The following is a 15,478-nucleotide window of genomic DNA, read 5'->3' as shown; positions in this document are numbered from 1 at the left end:
TCACGCTGCCTTCACGGGACCGACCCAGAGGGTCTTGAGGTTCACGAATTCGCGGATGCCGTACGAGCCGAGCTCCCGGCCATAGCCGGACCGCTTGATGCCGCCGAAGGGCAGACGCGGATCGGAGGCGACCATGCCGTTGATGAAGACGGCGCCGGCGTCGATGCGCCGTGCAAGACGCTGCGCCTGCTCGACATCCGCGGTCCAGAGCGCCGCGCCGAGGCCGAACTCGGTGTCGTTGGCGAGGCAGATCGCCTCGTCAGCCCCGTCGACGCGGATGATGGCGGCGACCGGCCCAAAGGTTTCCTCGCGGAAAGCCGCCATCTCCGGCGTCACGTTGTCGAGGACGGTTGCCGGATAGAAGAAGCCTGGCGCGTCGACGATCTGGCCGCCCATCTTCAGGACCGCGCCAGCTGCCACGCTGCGCTCGACCTGATCGTGGAGCGTGGCGCGCAGATTGGCGCGGGCCATAGGCCCGATGGACACGCCCTGCTGGAGCGGGTCGCCCATCCTGAGGGCGGCGGCATGGCGGCAGAACGCGTCGACGAAGCTGTCCGCCACCGCATTGTCGACGATGAAGCGCTTGGCGTTCACGCAGCTCTGTCCGACATTCACATAGCGGGCCTTCACCGCCATGGCGGCGGCGGCCTCAATGTCGGCGTCGGCGAGCACGATGAAGGGATCCGACCCGCCGAGCTCCAGCACCTGCTTCTTCAGCGCCTTGCCGGCCTGCGCCGCGACGATTGCGCCAACCTCGGTCGATCCGGTGAGGGTGACCGCCGCAATGCGATCATCAGCGATAAGGCCCGCGACGGAACTCGGCTCGACGAGCAGCGTGCGGAACAGCCCATCGGGACACCCTGCTTCGAGCATCACCTCTTCAATCGCCAGTGCGCAGCGCGGCACATTGTTGGCGTGCTTGAGAAGGGCGCCATTGCCCGCGGCAAGCGCAGGGGCGGCAAAGCGGAAGAACTGCCAGAAAGGGTAGTTCCACGGCATGATCGCCAGCACGACGCCGAGCGGGTCGAACACCACGGCGCTGTGAGACGCAGACGAAGCGACGATCTCATCCGCAAGGAAGACCGGCGCTTCATCGGCATAGAAGTCGCAGTTCCACGCGCACTTTTCGATCTCGCCCTCTGCCTCGACCAGCGGCTTGCCCATCTCCTCGGTGATCATCCGGGAATAGGTTGCCTTGTTGGCGCGCAGCACGCTCGCCATGCGTCGCAACAGACCGACGCGTTCGAGAACGGGAACCTGCCGCCATGCCGCCTGTGCGGTTGCGGCGTTGGCGAGCGCGTCTTCCACATCCAGCGCGGTGTGGAGCGGATAGCGCGCCAGTTCGGCGCCATCGGCGGGGTTGATCGATACGAGCATTTCGGAACCGTCAGTTTGAGCGTTGGAACTCAGGCGGCCTGTCCAGCGGCTGACGAGCGTGCAATGGCCGCGCACACAGCGTCGGTGAAGGCTTCCGTGGAAAGCGTGCCGCCGAGATCGGGGGTACGGGTCGCTGGATCGACAAGGACTTTGCTGACCGCGTGGTCGAGTGCCGCCGCAGCGTGGATCAGCGGCTTGCTGCCATCACGGCGCCCACGCCAGTCCAGCAGCATCGCAGCCGAGAGCATGAGCGACGTCGGATTGGCGATACCCCGGCCGGCGATATCCGGTGCTGAGCCGTGCTGTGCCTGCGCCACGCAGATGCCGTCGCCGATGCTGATGGATCCGCCAAGGCCAAGGCTGCCGCATAGCTCGGACGCTTCATCCGAGAGGATGTCGCCGAACATGTTGGTGGTGACGATGACGTCGAAACGGTCCGGCGTGCGGATGAGGTGAGCGGCGGCGGCGTCGACGATCAGCTCTTCCAGAACAACCTCCGGATAGCCAGCAGCGACCTTGTGCACTTCCCGCAGGAACAGGCCATCGGAGAGCTTCAGCACATTCGCCTTGTGAACCGCCGTGACCTTCTTCCGCCGCCCACGGGCCAGCTCGAACGCGGCGCGGGCGACCTGCTCGGAAGCACGCGCGGTGATCTTGCGCACCGAGAGCGCCATGCTCTCGTCCGGCATGAACTCGCCGGTGCCGGCCACCATGTTGCGGTCGGAGTAGAACCCCTCGGTGTTCTCGCGAACGATGATGAGGTCCATCGGCCGGCGGAGAATGCTTAGATCGCTGAGGGAGCGGCAGGGGCGGATGTTCGCGAACAGTTCGAAGCGGGTGCGAAGTTCGCCTGAAGGATTGATGCCGCCTTCCTGCCGTGACGGGTACTCGTAGTGCGACACCGGGCCGAGAAGCACACCGTCGGCGGCGCGGACACCGTCCAGCACGGCGTCCGGCAGCGTGGTGCCCCGCTCGCGCAGCGACTTAAGGCCGATGTCGGCCTCGCTCCAGCGGACATCGATAGCGCAATGATCGTTCAGCACGCCGAGCGCGCGCAGCGTCGCGGCGGTGATCTCCGGCCCGATTCCATCACCCGGCAAAACGAGCAGCTGCACGGTCAGCATCCTCCCAAACAGTATGGTTTTTTATGTTGTTGAAATACCAAATAAAGCCAAATTTGGTACTTTGCAAGTGATAAATACCAAATTGAATTTGTGTCGCTGACGGTCTGTGTCAAAAGGGATTTCGAGGGATTCCATGCCGATGCAGATCACGCCTCTGACCCAGCAATTGGCGGCACAGATCGCCGAGCACATTCGCGCCGAGCGTCTGGAAGAGGGCGAGCACCTCACTGAGCGCGGGCTGGGAGAGCTGTTCAAGGTCTCGCGCTCGCCGGTGCGCGCCGCGCTCAAATTGCTGGAGAAGTCGGGGATCGTGCGACCCGGTGGGCGCGGTGGTTTCGTAATCGCCCGGCTCGACGCGGAGACCTTCCGCAAGCTCGATCATGTACCGAACTATGACGACGAGCAGATCTATCTCGATATCGCGGATGATCGCGTATCTGGTCGGCTACCTGATCGCGTCACCGAAAGCGAGCTGTTGCGGCGCTATAAGCTCACGCGGGCGCGGCTAACTCATATTCTTCGGCGCATGGCGAACGAAGGATGGATCGAGCGTCTGCCCGGCCATGGCTGGGAATTCCTGCCGGTGCTGACGTCACTTCAGGCCTATGAGGACAGCTACCGATTCCGGCTACTGATTGAGCCCGCCGCAATCCTGGAGCCGCGCTTCCTTCTCAACCGCCCGGTGCTGGAACATTGCCGAGACCAGCAGCAGTGGCTGGTCGACGGCGCGATCTATGAAGTGTCGGATGCGCGGCTTTTCGAGCTCAATAGCGGGCTGCACGAAGCCATTGTCGAATGCAGCCGCAACAGTTTCTTCATAGACGCACTCAAGCGGATCGACCGACTCCGCCGCCTCATCGATTATCGGCAGATGCTCGATCGTGACAGCGCCCGCGGTCGATGTCAGGAGCATCTCGTCCTGATCGACCTGCTGCTCGCCGGCAAGCGTGTCGAGGCGGCGGAGTTCATGAAACAGCATCTTGAAGAGCTCAGCACGCTGAAGGTGCGTGCCCGCAATATCCGTCCTAATTCGGAAAAGCATATGGCGGTTCGAAGCCGCTCGGTCTCGTCCTAGGCCAACGAGCCGTAAGTGTCGCCCTGTTCTTTGCGCGTCGAAAGATGTCGTGACCGCGCCATGAGCAGAAGTTGGATCGCTGCCCGAGAGCGGACGTTTGGCTTCGCGCCCCCATTTCGGCCCTAGCAGGCTTCCATCAACGCTCCCGGAAGCTGCCGTTCCAAGGGCGATCTGCGCATACGTTGGTTCGAGCGGCTTTCGGGACAGAGCTGATGGATTGTGCCTATTTGCAGCAGCTCTACTCTATGCTGACGTAGTCCTGAAACTCCCGCGATATTGCTGGGGCGTGACGTTGAGCCTCCGCTGAAAAGCGCTGCGCATCTGGTCGGGGCTGGCAAATCCGCAGTCGAAGGCGACGGCCTTGAGCGCCAGATCCGAGGCTTCCAAAAGGTTACGGGCCCGGTCCAGACGCACCCCTTCCACGAACTCGTGCGGCGTGACACTCAGTTCGCGCACGAACAGCCGCGCGATGCTGCGCGGGCTGACCCCGGCCAGCGCAGCAAGGCGCTCTACGGGAAAAGCCTCGCCGATATGGTCCATGACATAGGCCTGTACCTTGCCCAGTGGGGTTTCGGGATCTCCCGTAGATTGCAGCAACGGACTGAATTGCGACTGGCCACCTTGTCTCTGGGCAACAACGACCAGCGCCTTGGCACAGGCAAGTGACAGCGCGGGGCCGTGGTCTTCGCCCACCAGAGCAAGGCTAAGGTCGATGCCTGCCGTCACCCCGGCGGACGTTACCAGGCGGCCGTCGCGTGCATGGATACGATCGTGCTCGACGCGGGCTTCGGGAAATTGGGTGGCCAGCAGGCCTGAGCAGAGCCAGTGGGTCGTCACGGTCCGCCCATCGAGCAGGCCCGCACGGCCAAGCGCGAACGCGCCGGTACAGATCGAGCCATAGCGTTGAGCCGCAACGCCCCATTCCTTCAGCCAGGCTGACATAACGTCATCGTTCGGACTGTCCGCGAGGTTGGGCCCGCCTGCCACCAACACCGTGTGAAACGCACGATTGGCCTGATCAAAACTAAGATCGGCGACCATTAGCATGCCGTTGGAACTGCGCAGGGGATCTGTGCTGCCTGCCACTAGGACGCAGTTATAGTGTTCCTCCTCCGGCAAAAAGCCATTGGCCGCAGCAAAAACATCAAGGGGCCCGGCGACATCGAGCGCCTGAACGCCTTCGTAGATAACGAGTGCAACGTTTCTTCTTGCCATCGGTGTCCATGTCCTTCGTGCCGAGCGACGCCCGGCAGTTCCGGACTTCAGACGGGCTTGAGGCGTCTGGGGCAGGTTATCGCAGATGGTTGGCAGTTTTCAGAGGTCCACTGTCATTGCTGCCATGCTGGATTGCTGCGATTGAGAAGGGGCAGAGCGAAAGGCCCTCGTCCAGAGCCTTCACCACCATCGTTTCAATCAGCGGCAATGAGCGCCGGCACCGCCCATTTTCGGGAACGCCGGGGTGTGCCTGCCATGCACGGAGAGAGACATTGACCAAGACCCATCACGCAATCTCCGCCATCAGCGGCATCGCCATCCCCAATAGCACTCTGGCCCACGCTATCACCGAGTTCGTTCGCGACACCGAGACCGAGTTGCTCTTCAATCATTCGAGCCGCGTGTTCTTCTTTGGCGCCATTGCTGGGCAACAGCGCGGCCTGACGTTCAACCCCGAGCTGCTCTACGCGGCCACCATGTTCCACGATGTCGGCCTGATGCCGTCGCACAGCAGCGCCGATCTGCGCTTCGAGGTGGACGGAGCGAATGCCGCCCGCGATTTCCTGCAAAGCTACAACCTCGACCCTTCCGACATCGAGAAGGTGTGGACCGGCATTGCGCTGCACACCACGCCCGGCGTGCCCGAATTCATGCATCCGGTGATCGCACTCACCACCGCAGGCGTCGAGATGGACGTGCTGGGCTTGACCTATGATCGCTTCCCCGATGCCACCCGCGAGGCTGTAGTCGGTGCCTTCCCGCGCACTCCTGCCTTTAAGGAAGACATCATCCAGGCCTTCTACGACGGCATCAAGCACAAGCCTGACACCACCTTCGGCAACGTCAAGGCCGACGTGATCGCTGACAAGGAACCGCATTTCCATCGCGGCAACTTCTGCTCCGTCATCCGCTGCTCGCACTGGCACGGCTGAAAACCTTCAACCCGCTTACTTTCAAGGAAAAAGACAATGACTGTATCCAACGTAATTCTCGTTCATGGCGCATGGGCCGACGGCTCCAACTGGGCCAAGATCATTCCGCTGTTGACTGCCAAGGGCATGACCGTCACGGCCGTCCAGCTCCCGCTCACCAGCTTCGAGGCCGATGTTGCCGCCGTCGGCCGCGCCATAGCTCTGGCGCAGGGCGATGTGGTTCTGGTCGGGCACAGCTATGCCGGTGCCGTTATCGGCGAGGCGGGCAACAACCCCAAGGTCACGCGGCTCGTCTACATCGACGCCTTTGCACCCGATGCCGGGGAATCCGCCGGCTCGCTGTTCGGCCAGTTCGAAGCTGCCCCGCTCAATGACGAGATCCGACCCGACGCGGAAGGCTTCCTGTCGCTGACGCCGAAGGGCATCGCCACGCTGTTCGCCCAGGACCTCGACCCCATCGAGCAGGCGGTGGTCCATGCCACGCAGGGCCCGATCAACGGCGCGGCGCTCGGCGGCACCCTGACGCAGGCCGCATGGCGCACGCGTCCGACCTTCTACCTTATCGGTACCGAGGATCTGGCGATCCTGCGCGTGGATCAGGAACGCATGGCCAAGCGCATGAATGCGACGATCCAGCATGTCGCTTCCAGCCATATGCCGATGCTGTCGCATCCGGACATCGTGACCGACTTCATCGTTCAGGCCGCCGCCTGACCCGCACCAGCGGACCATTATGGCCGCGACGTTCGCACCTGTTCCGGAGCAATCTCATGAGCACGTTATCAAATACCGTCAAGCTTCATGTTGAGGATCTCGGGACAGGCGATCCGGCGCTCGTCTTCCTCCATTACTGGGGCGGCTCGTCGCGCACATGGCGGCATGTCACGCAGGCGCTGGCCCCCGCCTTTCGCACCCTCGCGATCGACCAGCGCGGCTGGGGCCAGTCTGAAGCGCCGCCAAGCGGCTACGCGCTGGCCGACCTCGCCGCCGATGCCGAAGGCGTCATCGAGGCACTCAACTTGCGAGACTACGTGCTCGTCGGCCATTCGATGGGCGGCAAGGTCGCTCAGTTGATGGCCTCGCGGCGGCCGCAGGGACTTGCCGGCCTCGTTCTGGTCGCACCATCGCCACCCCAGCCGATGCGCATGCCTGCTGAAGCGCGGGAGGGGATGGCGCAAGCCTATTCAAGCCGCGAGGCGGTCGAAGCGACGATCGATAACGTGCTGACGGCAAAGCAGCTCGTGGCCGCCGACCGGGAACAGGTCATAGAAGACAGCCTGCGCGGTGCGCCGCAGGCGAAGGCGGCCTGGCCCCGGGCGACGAGCCTGGAAGACATCTCGGACAAGGTCGCCAACATCACGGCGCCGACGCTGGTCGTCGCCGGCGAACTGGACCGCGTCGACAGCGTCGATCTGTTGAAGGCGGAACTTCTTACCCGCGTTCCTCACGCCGTTTTGCAGGTGCTGCCCGGGACGGGACACCTGTCGATGCTCGAGACCCCCAGGACGCTCGCCCGGATCATCGCGAACTTCGCGAATTCACTGTCGACGGCGACACATGCCGGTGTCGAGCCGTGACCGCTTACCCATGCCCACCAACCGAAAGGAACCAACCCATGTCTGAACTTCTCGCAGAATCCGAATACACATCCACCATCGACGCGCCGATCGAAGCGCTTGATCTGACCGAGTGGGTCTTCACGCTCGCCGACGATGAATATCAACTGTGCTCTCAGGCGCATATCGCCGCAGGCGCAAGCACGGATCCGGCAGGCAAGCGCGTCTCGATCAACGTGGAGAAGGTCGGCAACCTGATCATCTCCCACTACAATGAAGATGTATCCGAGAAGGATCATTGCCGCCTCGTCTCGACCAGCGACGTTCTCACCGCGCAAGGCGGCCGCACGAAATTACACATCACATGGGAATTGAAGGCTGCACCCGCCGAAAACGGACGCTGTACGTTTCTCAACCGTGTCGCCGTGCACGCAACGCCGGAGTTCCTGAAATTCCTTGCGGATAACAAGATCGATGCCACGCAGGCACAGGCCGCCATGGCGAAAGACCTGGAGGCGCACAACGCTGAGGAGACGCCGCTTTTCGCCAAGAGCATTGAGCGAATGGCGCGCCGCCGATAAGCGCCGATGCCTACGAACACGGTTTAACGATCAGGTTGGGTTGGCATGATAACTGGTCCATAACTGGTCCGCGAAGGTGTGGTGTTTATCCGCGACTTGGATGACACCGCACCAATTCGTTGAGCCTGCGTCGGGCCACGAACGGTCCATTCCTGTCTTTCCATTTGGGCGGCGGTGCGGGCGCCCACCCCGCCTCGGTCAACATGTTCGAGTGCGTCCGCTATCAGCGCTCATTTTCTGAGAACTGCCAGTCCGCTCCCGGCCCCATCTGAGACCACTCTGGCAAGTAGCCAGATGCTCTCAGTCAGAGAAGCAGGCTAGCCCTCTCGGGGCCGCCTGCCGCTCGGCAACAGGATCAGATTGCTTGACCACCTGAAACCTCGATGCGCTGTGCGGTGACCCAGCGGTTGTCATCGGAGAGCAGGCTCGCGACCATCGGGCCTATATCGTCGGGCACGCCAACACGGCCGAGTGCGGTCAGCCCGGCGAACTGGGCGTTCAGATCAGGGTTGTCGCGTACGACGCCCCCGCCGAAATCGGTCTCGATGGCACCCGGAGCAACAGCGTTCACAGCAATGCCGCGCGGGCCGAGTTCTTTGGCCATATAACGGGTCAGAGTCTCGACCGCGCCTTTGGCCGCTGCATAGGCCGAGAAACCGGAATAGGAAAACCGGGTCAGGCCGGTCGAGAAATTCACGATCCGTCCGCCATCGGCGATGAGCGGCAATAACGCCTGGGTCAGGAAGAATACTCCCTTCACATGCACGTCGAACAATCCGTCGAACTGCGCCTCGGTCGTCTCGCCGATCGGGGCGAATTCGCCATGACCTGCGTTGTTGATCAGATGGTCGAAGGTGTCGCGTCTCCAGATCTCGCGCAAGCTGTCGCGCAGTGTGTCGGCAAAGACGGGAAAGCTCGCGATCTTCGACACATCGAGCTGGAGGGCGACGGCCTTGCGGCCCATGGCTTCGATTTCCGCCACCACCTCACCGGCCTGGGCGGCATTACCACGATAGGCCACGATGACATCATCACCATGGCGCGCGATTGAAAGAGCGGTGTTTCGGCCAAGGCCGCGGTTGGCGCCGGTGACCAGTGCGATTTTGCTCATGTCTTGTTCCTCATCGTGTTCGGATGAGCGGAAGATGGAGCGGATAGGTGTGGCAGAGTTGCCTGTTCCTCGCGCACTTTTGCCTATTTCTACGAAAGCTGAGGACGGAGCTTGAAAAATGCCCTGTATCCTTGCCTGATACCGTAATGCAAAATCCTGAAGCCTTTCCGATGCGCAGTCTTTTCGACCTTGTTCGCCGCCACGCGGATGACCGTTCCGACCGATCAGGTTTCGCGCCCACGCCCTGTCGAGGTCTGGGAGCGGTTCGGGTGCTCTATCCGGGCGAATTGCAGGTGACCGTGCAGAAGCCGTTGATTGCGATCTGCCTACAGGGCCGCAAACGGGTGACCATGGGCACGAACAGCTTTGACTATGGCGCGGGCGAGGCCTTGGTCATCACGGCCGATGTTCCGACCATCAGCCAGATTCTCGAAGCGAGCCCAGCGGCCCCCTATTACGCGCTGGCGCTGGAACTCGACGCGGCATTGCTGCGTACGCTGACCACCGAGGCCGATTTGCCTCCCGTCGATACCGCCCCGATCTGCATCGAGCCGGCCGACGCTGATGTGATGGATGCCGCACTACGGCTAATGCGGCTCATGGACCGCCCCGCAGCATTGCCGGTGCTGGGTGAGGCGCTCTTGCGCGAGATGCATTATTGGCTGCTGACAGGGCATCACGGCGCTGCGATTCGGTCGCTCGGCGGCACCGATACCCACGCCCATCGCATTGCCCGGGCAGTGGCGCTGATCCGCCAGGACTATGCCAATACGCTGCGCATTGGGGATCTGGCGGCTGTGGCGGGGATGAGCGAATCCTCTTTCCATCAGCATTTCCGAGCTATCACCACGCTCTCGCCGCTACAGTTCCAGAAGCAATTGCGGCTAATCGAAGCGCGGCGGTTGATGCTGATGGATAGCCAGGGGATTGCCCATGCTGCCCACCGGGTTGGCTATGAGAGCGTGCCGCAATTCACCCGCGACTACGCGCGCCTGTTCGGTTCACCTCCAGGCCGTGACATGCGTGAGGCGAGACTAAGTGCATGAGATCGGCGCGTCGACCAGCGAGACTTAGTCTCTCCTCAGGATTGCGCCAGCGCCATTGAGCTGTGAACGGCAGCAATCCGCTTTACTTAGCCCGATCGCGGACCGTCGTCTGACGGCCCCTTCCTATTTCTCCATTGGCCATGGTGGCCAAAGGGAGAAATGACGTGGGTATCTCAAAGTACGACCCAGCCGCAAAAGGTCGGCCAGCCTGGAATGCAGGCAAGCAGGTCGGCGCCAAACGAGCGCTCAAAGTGAAGCAAATCTGGTTGATCCGGTTTTTCCTCGATCGCGAACAGCGGATGCGGGACCGGGCATTGTTTGACCTCGCGATCGACAGCAAGCTTCGCGGTTGCGACCTCGTCAAGATGAAGATCGGATCGCTTGTCTCCGGCTCGGCAATACGAGCCCGATCAATGGTGATCCAGCAGAAGACCGGCCGCCCCGTCCAGTTCTAGATCACCGCAGATACGAGGGCAAGTCTACTCGCGTGGCTCGAACGTCGTGGTGGCAGTATCGACGACTACGCGTTCCCGAGCCGGGTCAACCACGAAGGGCACCTCAGCACTCGACAGTACGCGCGATTGGTCGATGAATGGGTTACGGCGATTGGACTGCGTCCCGAGGAATACGGAACGCATTCGCTCCGCCATACGAAGGCCGCCCTCATCCACAAGGCAACAGGCAATCTCCGAGCTATTCAGATTTTGCTTGGACACACCAAAATCGAAAACACCGTTCGATACCTTGGTGTCGATATCGATGATGCGCTTACGCTTGCCGAGACAACTGAAATCTGACCCGCGCGGCCTCGCTGAACATGGCGAGGCCGCGTTCAGCAACGCGCCCCGCATCCGGTCGTTAGCCGGAGCGGCGGAAAATCCCAAAAGCAGACATTGGTTGGAAAAGGCAAGTAGTTACCTTTGCGCCAGAAGATGAAGCGCCAAATACCAGCACCCGTCCTTCCAAGGTCGAACGTCACCCCGGTCTAACCGAAGTTCCTGTATACATCAGCACATTCTGGCTCCGCGCCCGGTCCTGGTCTTTCACAATATGACCAGCACGAAGCAGGCGCGAGGCGCAGCTTCCTCAACTTGGCAGGCCGAATTGCTGGCGCAGCGCCTTGTCAAACAGCCGCGCGGGCATGAGGCGACGCAGCAGGCTGACCTGTTTCGCCACCTTGCCGACCGGGTAACGCAGCCTGTGGCGGGATGTGGTGGCCGCCTGAAGCACCGCCTCCGCCACCTCTTCGGGCGAGACGGCCTTCGGCAACGACTTCCTGATGAAGTCATGCACCCACGCGCGGCCGCCATCATACTCCGGCTTCTTGGCATCCGGCTCTAGCGCGCTCTGGTCGAAATTGCCGGTCACCGTTCCGGGCTCGATCAGGCAGACGCGGACATTGAAGGCGCGGACCTCATGGTCGAGCGACTCGGAATAGCCCTCAACGGCGAACTTGCTTCCGGCATAATGGGCCGAATAAGGTGCGGGGATGAATCCGAGCGCGCTGCTGAGATTGATGATGCGGCCCTTCCCGCGTTCCCGCATCGACGGCAGCACCGCGTTGATAAGCCGGACAACGCCGAACAGATTGACGTCGTAAAGGCGCTGAACTTGCGCGGCTGAGGATTCCTCGGCGCCCCCGAACATGCCGACGCCGGCATTGTTGACGAGAACGTCGATGCGTCCGGTTCGTGCGAGCACCTGCGAAATGAGGGCGGTGACGGAAGCGTCATCCGTCACGTCGCACGCCAGCATTGTAACCTCGCTCGGGGCGGTTTCGCCCGGTTTGCGGCTGGTGCCGAAGACGGTGAAGCCGGCCCGCGCCAAGACTTCGGCGCTCGCCCGGCCGATGCCGGACGACGCCCCCGTCACAAGAGCGGTTTTCGGAGAGTGTGAGGACATAGCTGCTGATCCGGTTTGCGGGACGAGGGAACGGGTCCGCCATCGCGGCCCAAATAGTCGCCGCCGGCCGACGCCGCAGGGCCGGCCATGCGTCAAGGTGAGGCGACGCCGCCGTCACTTCAGCCGGACGACGACCTTGCCTTTTGACCGTCCGGTGTCGAGATAGGCCAAGGCCTCGTTGGTCGCGGCGAACGGGAAGACCCGGTCGATGATCGGCCGAATGGCCCCGGCCTCGATCAGCGCCGTGATCTGGCTCAACTGCTCGCCATCCGCCCGCATGAACAGGAAGGAATAGGCGAGCCCCCGGCCTTTCGCCTTCCGGCGAATGCCGAAGCTCAGAAGGCGCATGAGCTGCCGCAGCCCCCAGTTCAGCCCCTTCTGCCGGGCGAAATCGGCGTCCGGCGGACCGGAGATGGAAATCAGCTTGCCGCCGGGCTTCAGCACGCTCAGGGACTTCTGGAGCGTGGCACCGTCCAGGCTGTTCAGGACGACATCGTAACCCGACAGGACCGTCTCGAAGTCCTGCTTCTTGTAGTCGATGACGACATCGGCGCCGAGGCTTCGGACCAGATCGACATTGGCGGTGCTGGTCGTCGTCGCAACCGTCGCGCCGAGATGCTTGGCGAGTTGGATGGCGAATGTCCCGACGCCGCCCGATCCCGCATGGATCAGGATCTTCTGCCCCTTGCGCAAACTGGCGCGGTCGACCAGGACCTGCCAGGCGGTGAGCCCGACCAGGGGGATGGACGCCGCCTCCTCCATGGTCAGATTGGCGGGCTTCAGCGCGAGATCGCCCTCATGGATGGAGATCCGCTCCGCGAAGGTTCCGATGCGGCCATCGCGCGGACGGGCATAGACCTCATCGCCCACCTTGAAACGGCGGACCCTGGACCCGACCCGCGCGACGACGCCGGCCATCTCGTGCCCGAGGACAAAGGGTGGCCGATAGGGAAGGATTGGCTTGAAGGCGCCGTCGCGGATCTTGGAATCCAGAGGGTTCAGGCCGGCGGCGTGGATGTCGACCAGGACATCGTCATCCCCCACTGCCGGCTCCGGCCTATCGCCGAAGTGCAGGGCGCCACGCTTCTTGTATTTGTCGAGGATGAAGGCCTTCATGAGGGTCTGCTCTCTGGGTTCCTGCGCAAAGGCTCAGTCGGCCGCCCGGTAACGCGCCGCGGCGTGTTCCTGGCGTGTGTTCGGCAGCATGGCCTGACGCGCGGCCTGGAAGGCGTTCCATTGCTCCACATCGGGCAACGGCGGGATGGTGACGGCCTCGCGGCGGTCGAAACCGACCATCGCCGCGTCGACAAGTTCTTCGACGTCCATCACCCCGGCCATGGCGTCGACGTCCACCCCGGCGTGCTCCCAGATTTGGGTGCGCGTGGCGGCGGGGAGCACCGCCTGGACATAGACGCCCTTCGGGCCCAGTTCGACGCTAAGCCCCTGCGACAGGAACAGCGCGAAAGCCTTGGTGGCGCCATAGACCGTCATGGCGAATTCCGGCGCCAGCCCGACCACCGAGCCGATATTGACGATCGCGCCCGCGCCGGCCTGTGCCAGACGCGGCGCGATGGCACTGGCCAGCCGCAGGACGGCGGTGGTGTTGAGTGCGAGCAGCTGCGCAACGGCGTCAGTGCTCTGCTCGATGAAGCTGCCTCCAATGGCCGTTCCGGCATTGTTGATGAGGATGCCGATGCGGGCGTCGCCGCGCAGGCGGGCCTCAACGACCGCGAGGTCGGCGGGCTGTGTCAGGTCGGCCGTGACGATGTCGATCGCCACGCCGGTCTCTTCACGCAGGCGAGCCGCCAGCGCTTCCATGCGCGCCGTGTTGCGGGCAACCAGCACCAGATCATGCCCACGGCGGGCAAAACGCTCGGCATAAGCCGCGCCGATGCCGGTCGAGGCGCCGGTGATAAGAACGGAGGGTTGTGCGGCCATGGGTTGTTCTCTCTTCAATTCGTGGTCATATACATGATGATGATCATGATTAATCCTAAATATGACGATCATCATGTAACTGTCAATGACGGACGTCGGAGGATTCTGAAATGAAGGTCAGCCGCGAGCAGATGGCGGAGAACCGCCGCCGCATCCTCGACGCTGCCAGCGTGCTGTTTCGCGACAGGGGCTTCGACGCCGTCAGCGTCGCCGAGGTGATGAAGGCCGCCGGGCTCACCCATGGCGGCTTCTATGGGCATTTCGGTTCAAAGGATGATCTGGTCGCGCAGACGCTGGCCCATGTCCTCGCGGCTGACGCCGGCGGGGACACCGAAATCCGCGCCTATCTCGAGGCCTATCTGTCGCCGCGCCATCGCGATAACCCGGCCGCGGGTTGCCCCACGGCGGGGCTTGCCGCAATCATCCGCCACCAGACCCCGGCGGCACGCGAAGCGATGACGAAAGGGTTGCGCTCGCAGATCGGACGCATCGAGACGTCGCTCCCGCTGGCGAACCCTGCCAACCGGCGTCAGACCGCAATTGGAAGCTGGGCGGCGATGGTCGGAGCGGTCATCCTCGCCCGCGCCATTGACGACCCCGCTCTTTCGGACGAGATCCTGGAGCAGACCCGCGCCTGGATCGAGGCGGGGATCGAGGACGGGTCAGCCCTGTAATTCCGTGGCCCACGAACGGAATTTGTATCGCATCCCCAGCTGGCGGTAGACCGCCTATTAATTTGACACGACCTCGAAGCGGACGTTCCGAAGATAGCCTTTTTGGTCGGTTTCGCCCTCGGCAATTCATCGGGGCGATATGTCCGCTTTCGTTCGAAGCCCCCAATAGCGGACAGTTTCCCACCGGCCCCGAAGCCGTATGTCAGCAAAGCGCCGCCATCTCGGCCGTAGAGATCGGATTAGCGATTTTCTGAAAGCGGACGCTGCCTTTTACCGCTCCGGAGGCCGTGGTGCGCCATCAGCGGACCGTCGGGCGAAACCACTCGAATGGCCGCTTGGAGCCCGACAGCTGCCGTTGAGATAAAATGGTCTGTCCGCCGGCCACAACGTCCTGATGTCATACCCAATTAAGGGAACAAGCGCCCCGCCGTGAAGCGCTGGCCGGATCCAGCGAAAAACTCTCCCAATGCTGCGCGACATGGCCGAGCCGGGCGCCGAGGAGGCCGGCGAGCAGCGCCCACCAGGGCGCGCACCCCAGACCGGGGCCGACACGGCGGTCGAGCAGCGCCGTCATCAGCAGGAAGGCACCGATGCCGAGAACAGCGGCAAGTCGATCGCCGGCAAAGACGAAGGGGCCGAGGCTTATGGCGCTCATGAGGGGCGGGGCTCTGGGCTCGATCGGGTCGAGCGCGGCAGGTGCCGGGCGCAGCTTAAGCGGGGCTTAAGCTGCCGGCCCGCCGGGGCGCATGATGCGGGCGAACTGCGCGGCGCTGCGGTTGCGCGGGCGCGGCGCGGCGGCCGGCTCGACCACCGGCGGGGCCGTTGACGGCGTCAGGATCGTCGCGTCGCCGGCACCGAACTGCGCCTCGATGCTGCGCACACACTGCGCCACGCCAATATCAGCCAGCCGGTAGAACACTTGCTTGGCGGCGCGGCGGGTGGCCACC

At 63.0% G+C, this 15,478-nt stretch carries 15 protein-coding genes and 2 pseudogenes; 8 read left to right on the top strand and 9 right to left on the bottom strand.

Translation table 11 applies throughout. The annotated features are described in order from the left end of the window. Both FHS55_RS22005 and FHS55_RS22000 read right to left on the bottom strand, forming a co-directional pair. Entirely contained in the window at window positions 1–1,377 is a 1,377-nt protein-coding gene (locus FHS55_RS22005) for an NAD-dependent succinate-semialdehyde dehydrogenase (RefSeq protein WP_183192019.1), read from the bottom strand. Between the two features lie 29 nt (window positions 1,378–1,406). Then, the gene (locus FHS55_RS22000) at window positions 1,407–2,492 is read right to left on the bottom strand and encodes an isocitrate/isopropylmalate dehydrogenase family protein (protein WP_183192018.1); all 1,086 of its coding nucleotides are present in this window, start codon (window positions 2,490–2,492) and stop codon (window positions 1,407–1,409) included. 142 nt (window positions 2,493–2,634) lie between these two features. Here FHS55_RS22000 and FHS55_RS21995 point away from each other — a divergent pair, with 142 nt between their 5' ends. Then, complete coding sequence (locus tag FHS55_RS21995; RefSeq protein WP_246340383.1) at window positions 2,635–3,576, top strand: GntR family transcriptional regulator; 942 nt, start codon at window positions 2,635–2,637, stop codon at window positions 3,574–3,576. A 243-nt stretch (window positions 3,577–3,819) separates the two neighbouring features. Here the strand turns inward: FHS55_RS21995 and FHS55_RS21990 are convergent, their stop codons facing one another. Next, on the bottom strand, window positions 3,820–4,791 hold the full coding sequence (locus tag FHS55_RS21990; RefSeq protein WP_183192017.1) for a GlxA family transcriptional regulator: 972 nt from the start codon (window positions 4,789–4,791) through the stop codon (window positions 3,820–3,822). 272 nt (window positions 4,792–5,063) lie between these two features. Between FHS55_RS21990 and FHS55_RS21985 the strand changes: the two genes are divergently transcribed. From FHS55_RS21985 to FHS55_RS21970, 4 genes are read left to right on the top strand one after another with little or no spacing between them, the layout of a single operon-like run. Beyond that, on the top strand, window positions 5,064–5,723 hold the full coding sequence (locus FHS55_RS21985) for an HD domain-containing protein (RefSeq protein WP_246340381.1): 660 nt from the start codon (window positions 5,064–5,066) through the stop codon (window positions 5,721–5,723). A 36-nt stretch (window positions 5,724–5,759) separates the two neighbouring features. Then, on the top strand, window positions 5,760–6,437 hold the full coding sequence (locus FHS55_RS21980; RefSeq protein ID WP_183192016.1) for an alpha/beta fold hydrolase: 678 nt from the start codon (window positions 5,760–5,762) through the stop codon (window positions 6,435–6,437). A 56-nt stretch (window positions 6,438–6,493) separates the two neighbouring features. After that, on the top strand, window positions 6,494–7,300 hold the full coding sequence (locus tag FHS55_RS21975) for an alpha/beta fold hydrolase (protein WP_183192015.1): 807 nt from the start codon (window positions 6,494–6,496) through the stop codon (window positions 7,298–7,300). Between the two features lie 38 nt (window positions 7,301–7,338). After that, a complete protein-coding gene (locus FHS55_RS21970) occupies window positions 7,339–7,860 on the top strand; it encodes a hypothetical protein (RefSeq protein WP_183192014.1) in 522 nt (173 codons plus the stop codon). A 355-nt stretch (window positions 7,861–8,215) separates the two neighbouring features. Here the strand turns inward: FHS55_RS21970 and FHS55_RS21965 are convergent, their stop codons facing one another. Then, window positions 8,216–8,971, bottom strand: a complete 756-nt coding sequence (locus tag FHS55_RS21965) for an SDR family NAD(P)-dependent oxidoreductase (protein WP_183192013.1) — start codon at window positions 8,969–8,971, stop codon at window positions 8,216–8,218. Window positions 8,972–9,117: 146 nt separating this feature from the next. On the opposite strand from FHS55_RS21965, the gene FHS55_RS21960 reads away from it, so the two are divergent. Together FHS55_RS21960 and FHS55_RS21955 are read left to right on the top strand one after the other, a co-directional pair. Next, entirely contained in the window at window positions 9,118–10,017 is a 900-nt protein-coding gene (locus tag FHS55_RS21960) for an AraC family transcriptional regulator (RefSeq protein WP_343056321.1), read from the top strand. A 164-nt stretch (window positions 10,018–10,181) separates the two neighbouring features. Next, window positions 10,182–10,814: pseudogene (locus tag FHS55_RS21955) on the top strand (tyrosine-type recombinase/integrase). 289 nt (window positions 10,815–11,103) lie between these two features. On the opposite strand, the gene FHS55_RS21950 reads toward FHS55_RS21955, so the two are convergent. The 3 genes from FHS55_RS21950 to FHS55_RS21940 all read right to left on the bottom strand — a co-directional run bounded on the left by FHS55_RS21950 (window position 11,104) and on the right by FHS55_RS21940 (window position 13,857). Beyond that, on the bottom strand, window positions 11,104–11,919 hold the full coding sequence (locus tag FHS55_RS21950; protein ID WP_183192053.1) for an oxidoreductase: 816 nt from the start codon (window positions 11,917–11,919) through the stop codon (window positions 11,104–11,106). A gap of 114 nt (window positions 11,920–12,033) precedes the next feature. Then, a complete protein-coding gene (locus FHS55_RS21945; protein WP_183192011.1) occupies window positions 12,034–13,035 on the bottom strand; it encodes an NADP-dependent oxidoreductase in 1,002 nt (333 codons plus the stop codon). 33 nt (window positions 13,036–13,068) lie between these two features. After that, window positions 13,069–13,857 (bottom strand): SDR family NAD(P)-dependent oxidoreductase, encoded by a 789-nt coding sequence (locus FHS55_RS21940; protein WP_183192010.1) that lies wholly within the window; start codon window positions 13,855–13,857, stop codon window positions 13,069–13,071. Window positions 13,858–13,967: 110 nt separating this feature from the next. Here FHS55_RS21940 and FHS55_RS21935 point away from each other — a divergent pair, with 110 nt between their 5' ends. After that, complete coding sequence (locus FHS55_RS21935) at window positions 13,968–14,531, top strand: TetR/AcrR family transcriptional regulator (RefSeq protein WP_183192009.1); 564 nt, start codon at window positions 13,968–13,970, stop codon at window positions 14,529–14,531. A 397-nt stretch (window positions 14,532–14,928) separates the two neighbouring features. On the opposite strand, the gene FHS55_RS21930 is transcribed toward FHS55_RS21935, so the two are convergent. Continuing rightward, window positions 14,929–15,186, bottom strand: a complete 258-nt coding sequence (locus FHS55_RS21930; protein WP_183192008.1) for a hypothetical protein — start codon at window positions 15,184–15,186, stop codon at window positions 14,929–14,931. 66 nt (window positions 15,187–15,252) lie between these two features. After that, window positions 15,253–15,478, bottom strand: a pseudogene (locus FHS55_RS23270) (transcriptional regulator); the annotation flags it as partial.

Source organism: Ancylobacter tetraedralis, assembly GCF_014195655.1.
In the GTDB taxonomy this organism is placed as follows: domain Bacteria; phylum Pseudomonadota; class Alphaproteobacteria; order Rhizobiales; family Xanthobacteraceae; genus Ancylobacter; species Ancylobacter tetraedralis.
This window is presented reverse-complemented; position numbering and strand designations above follow the sequence as displayed.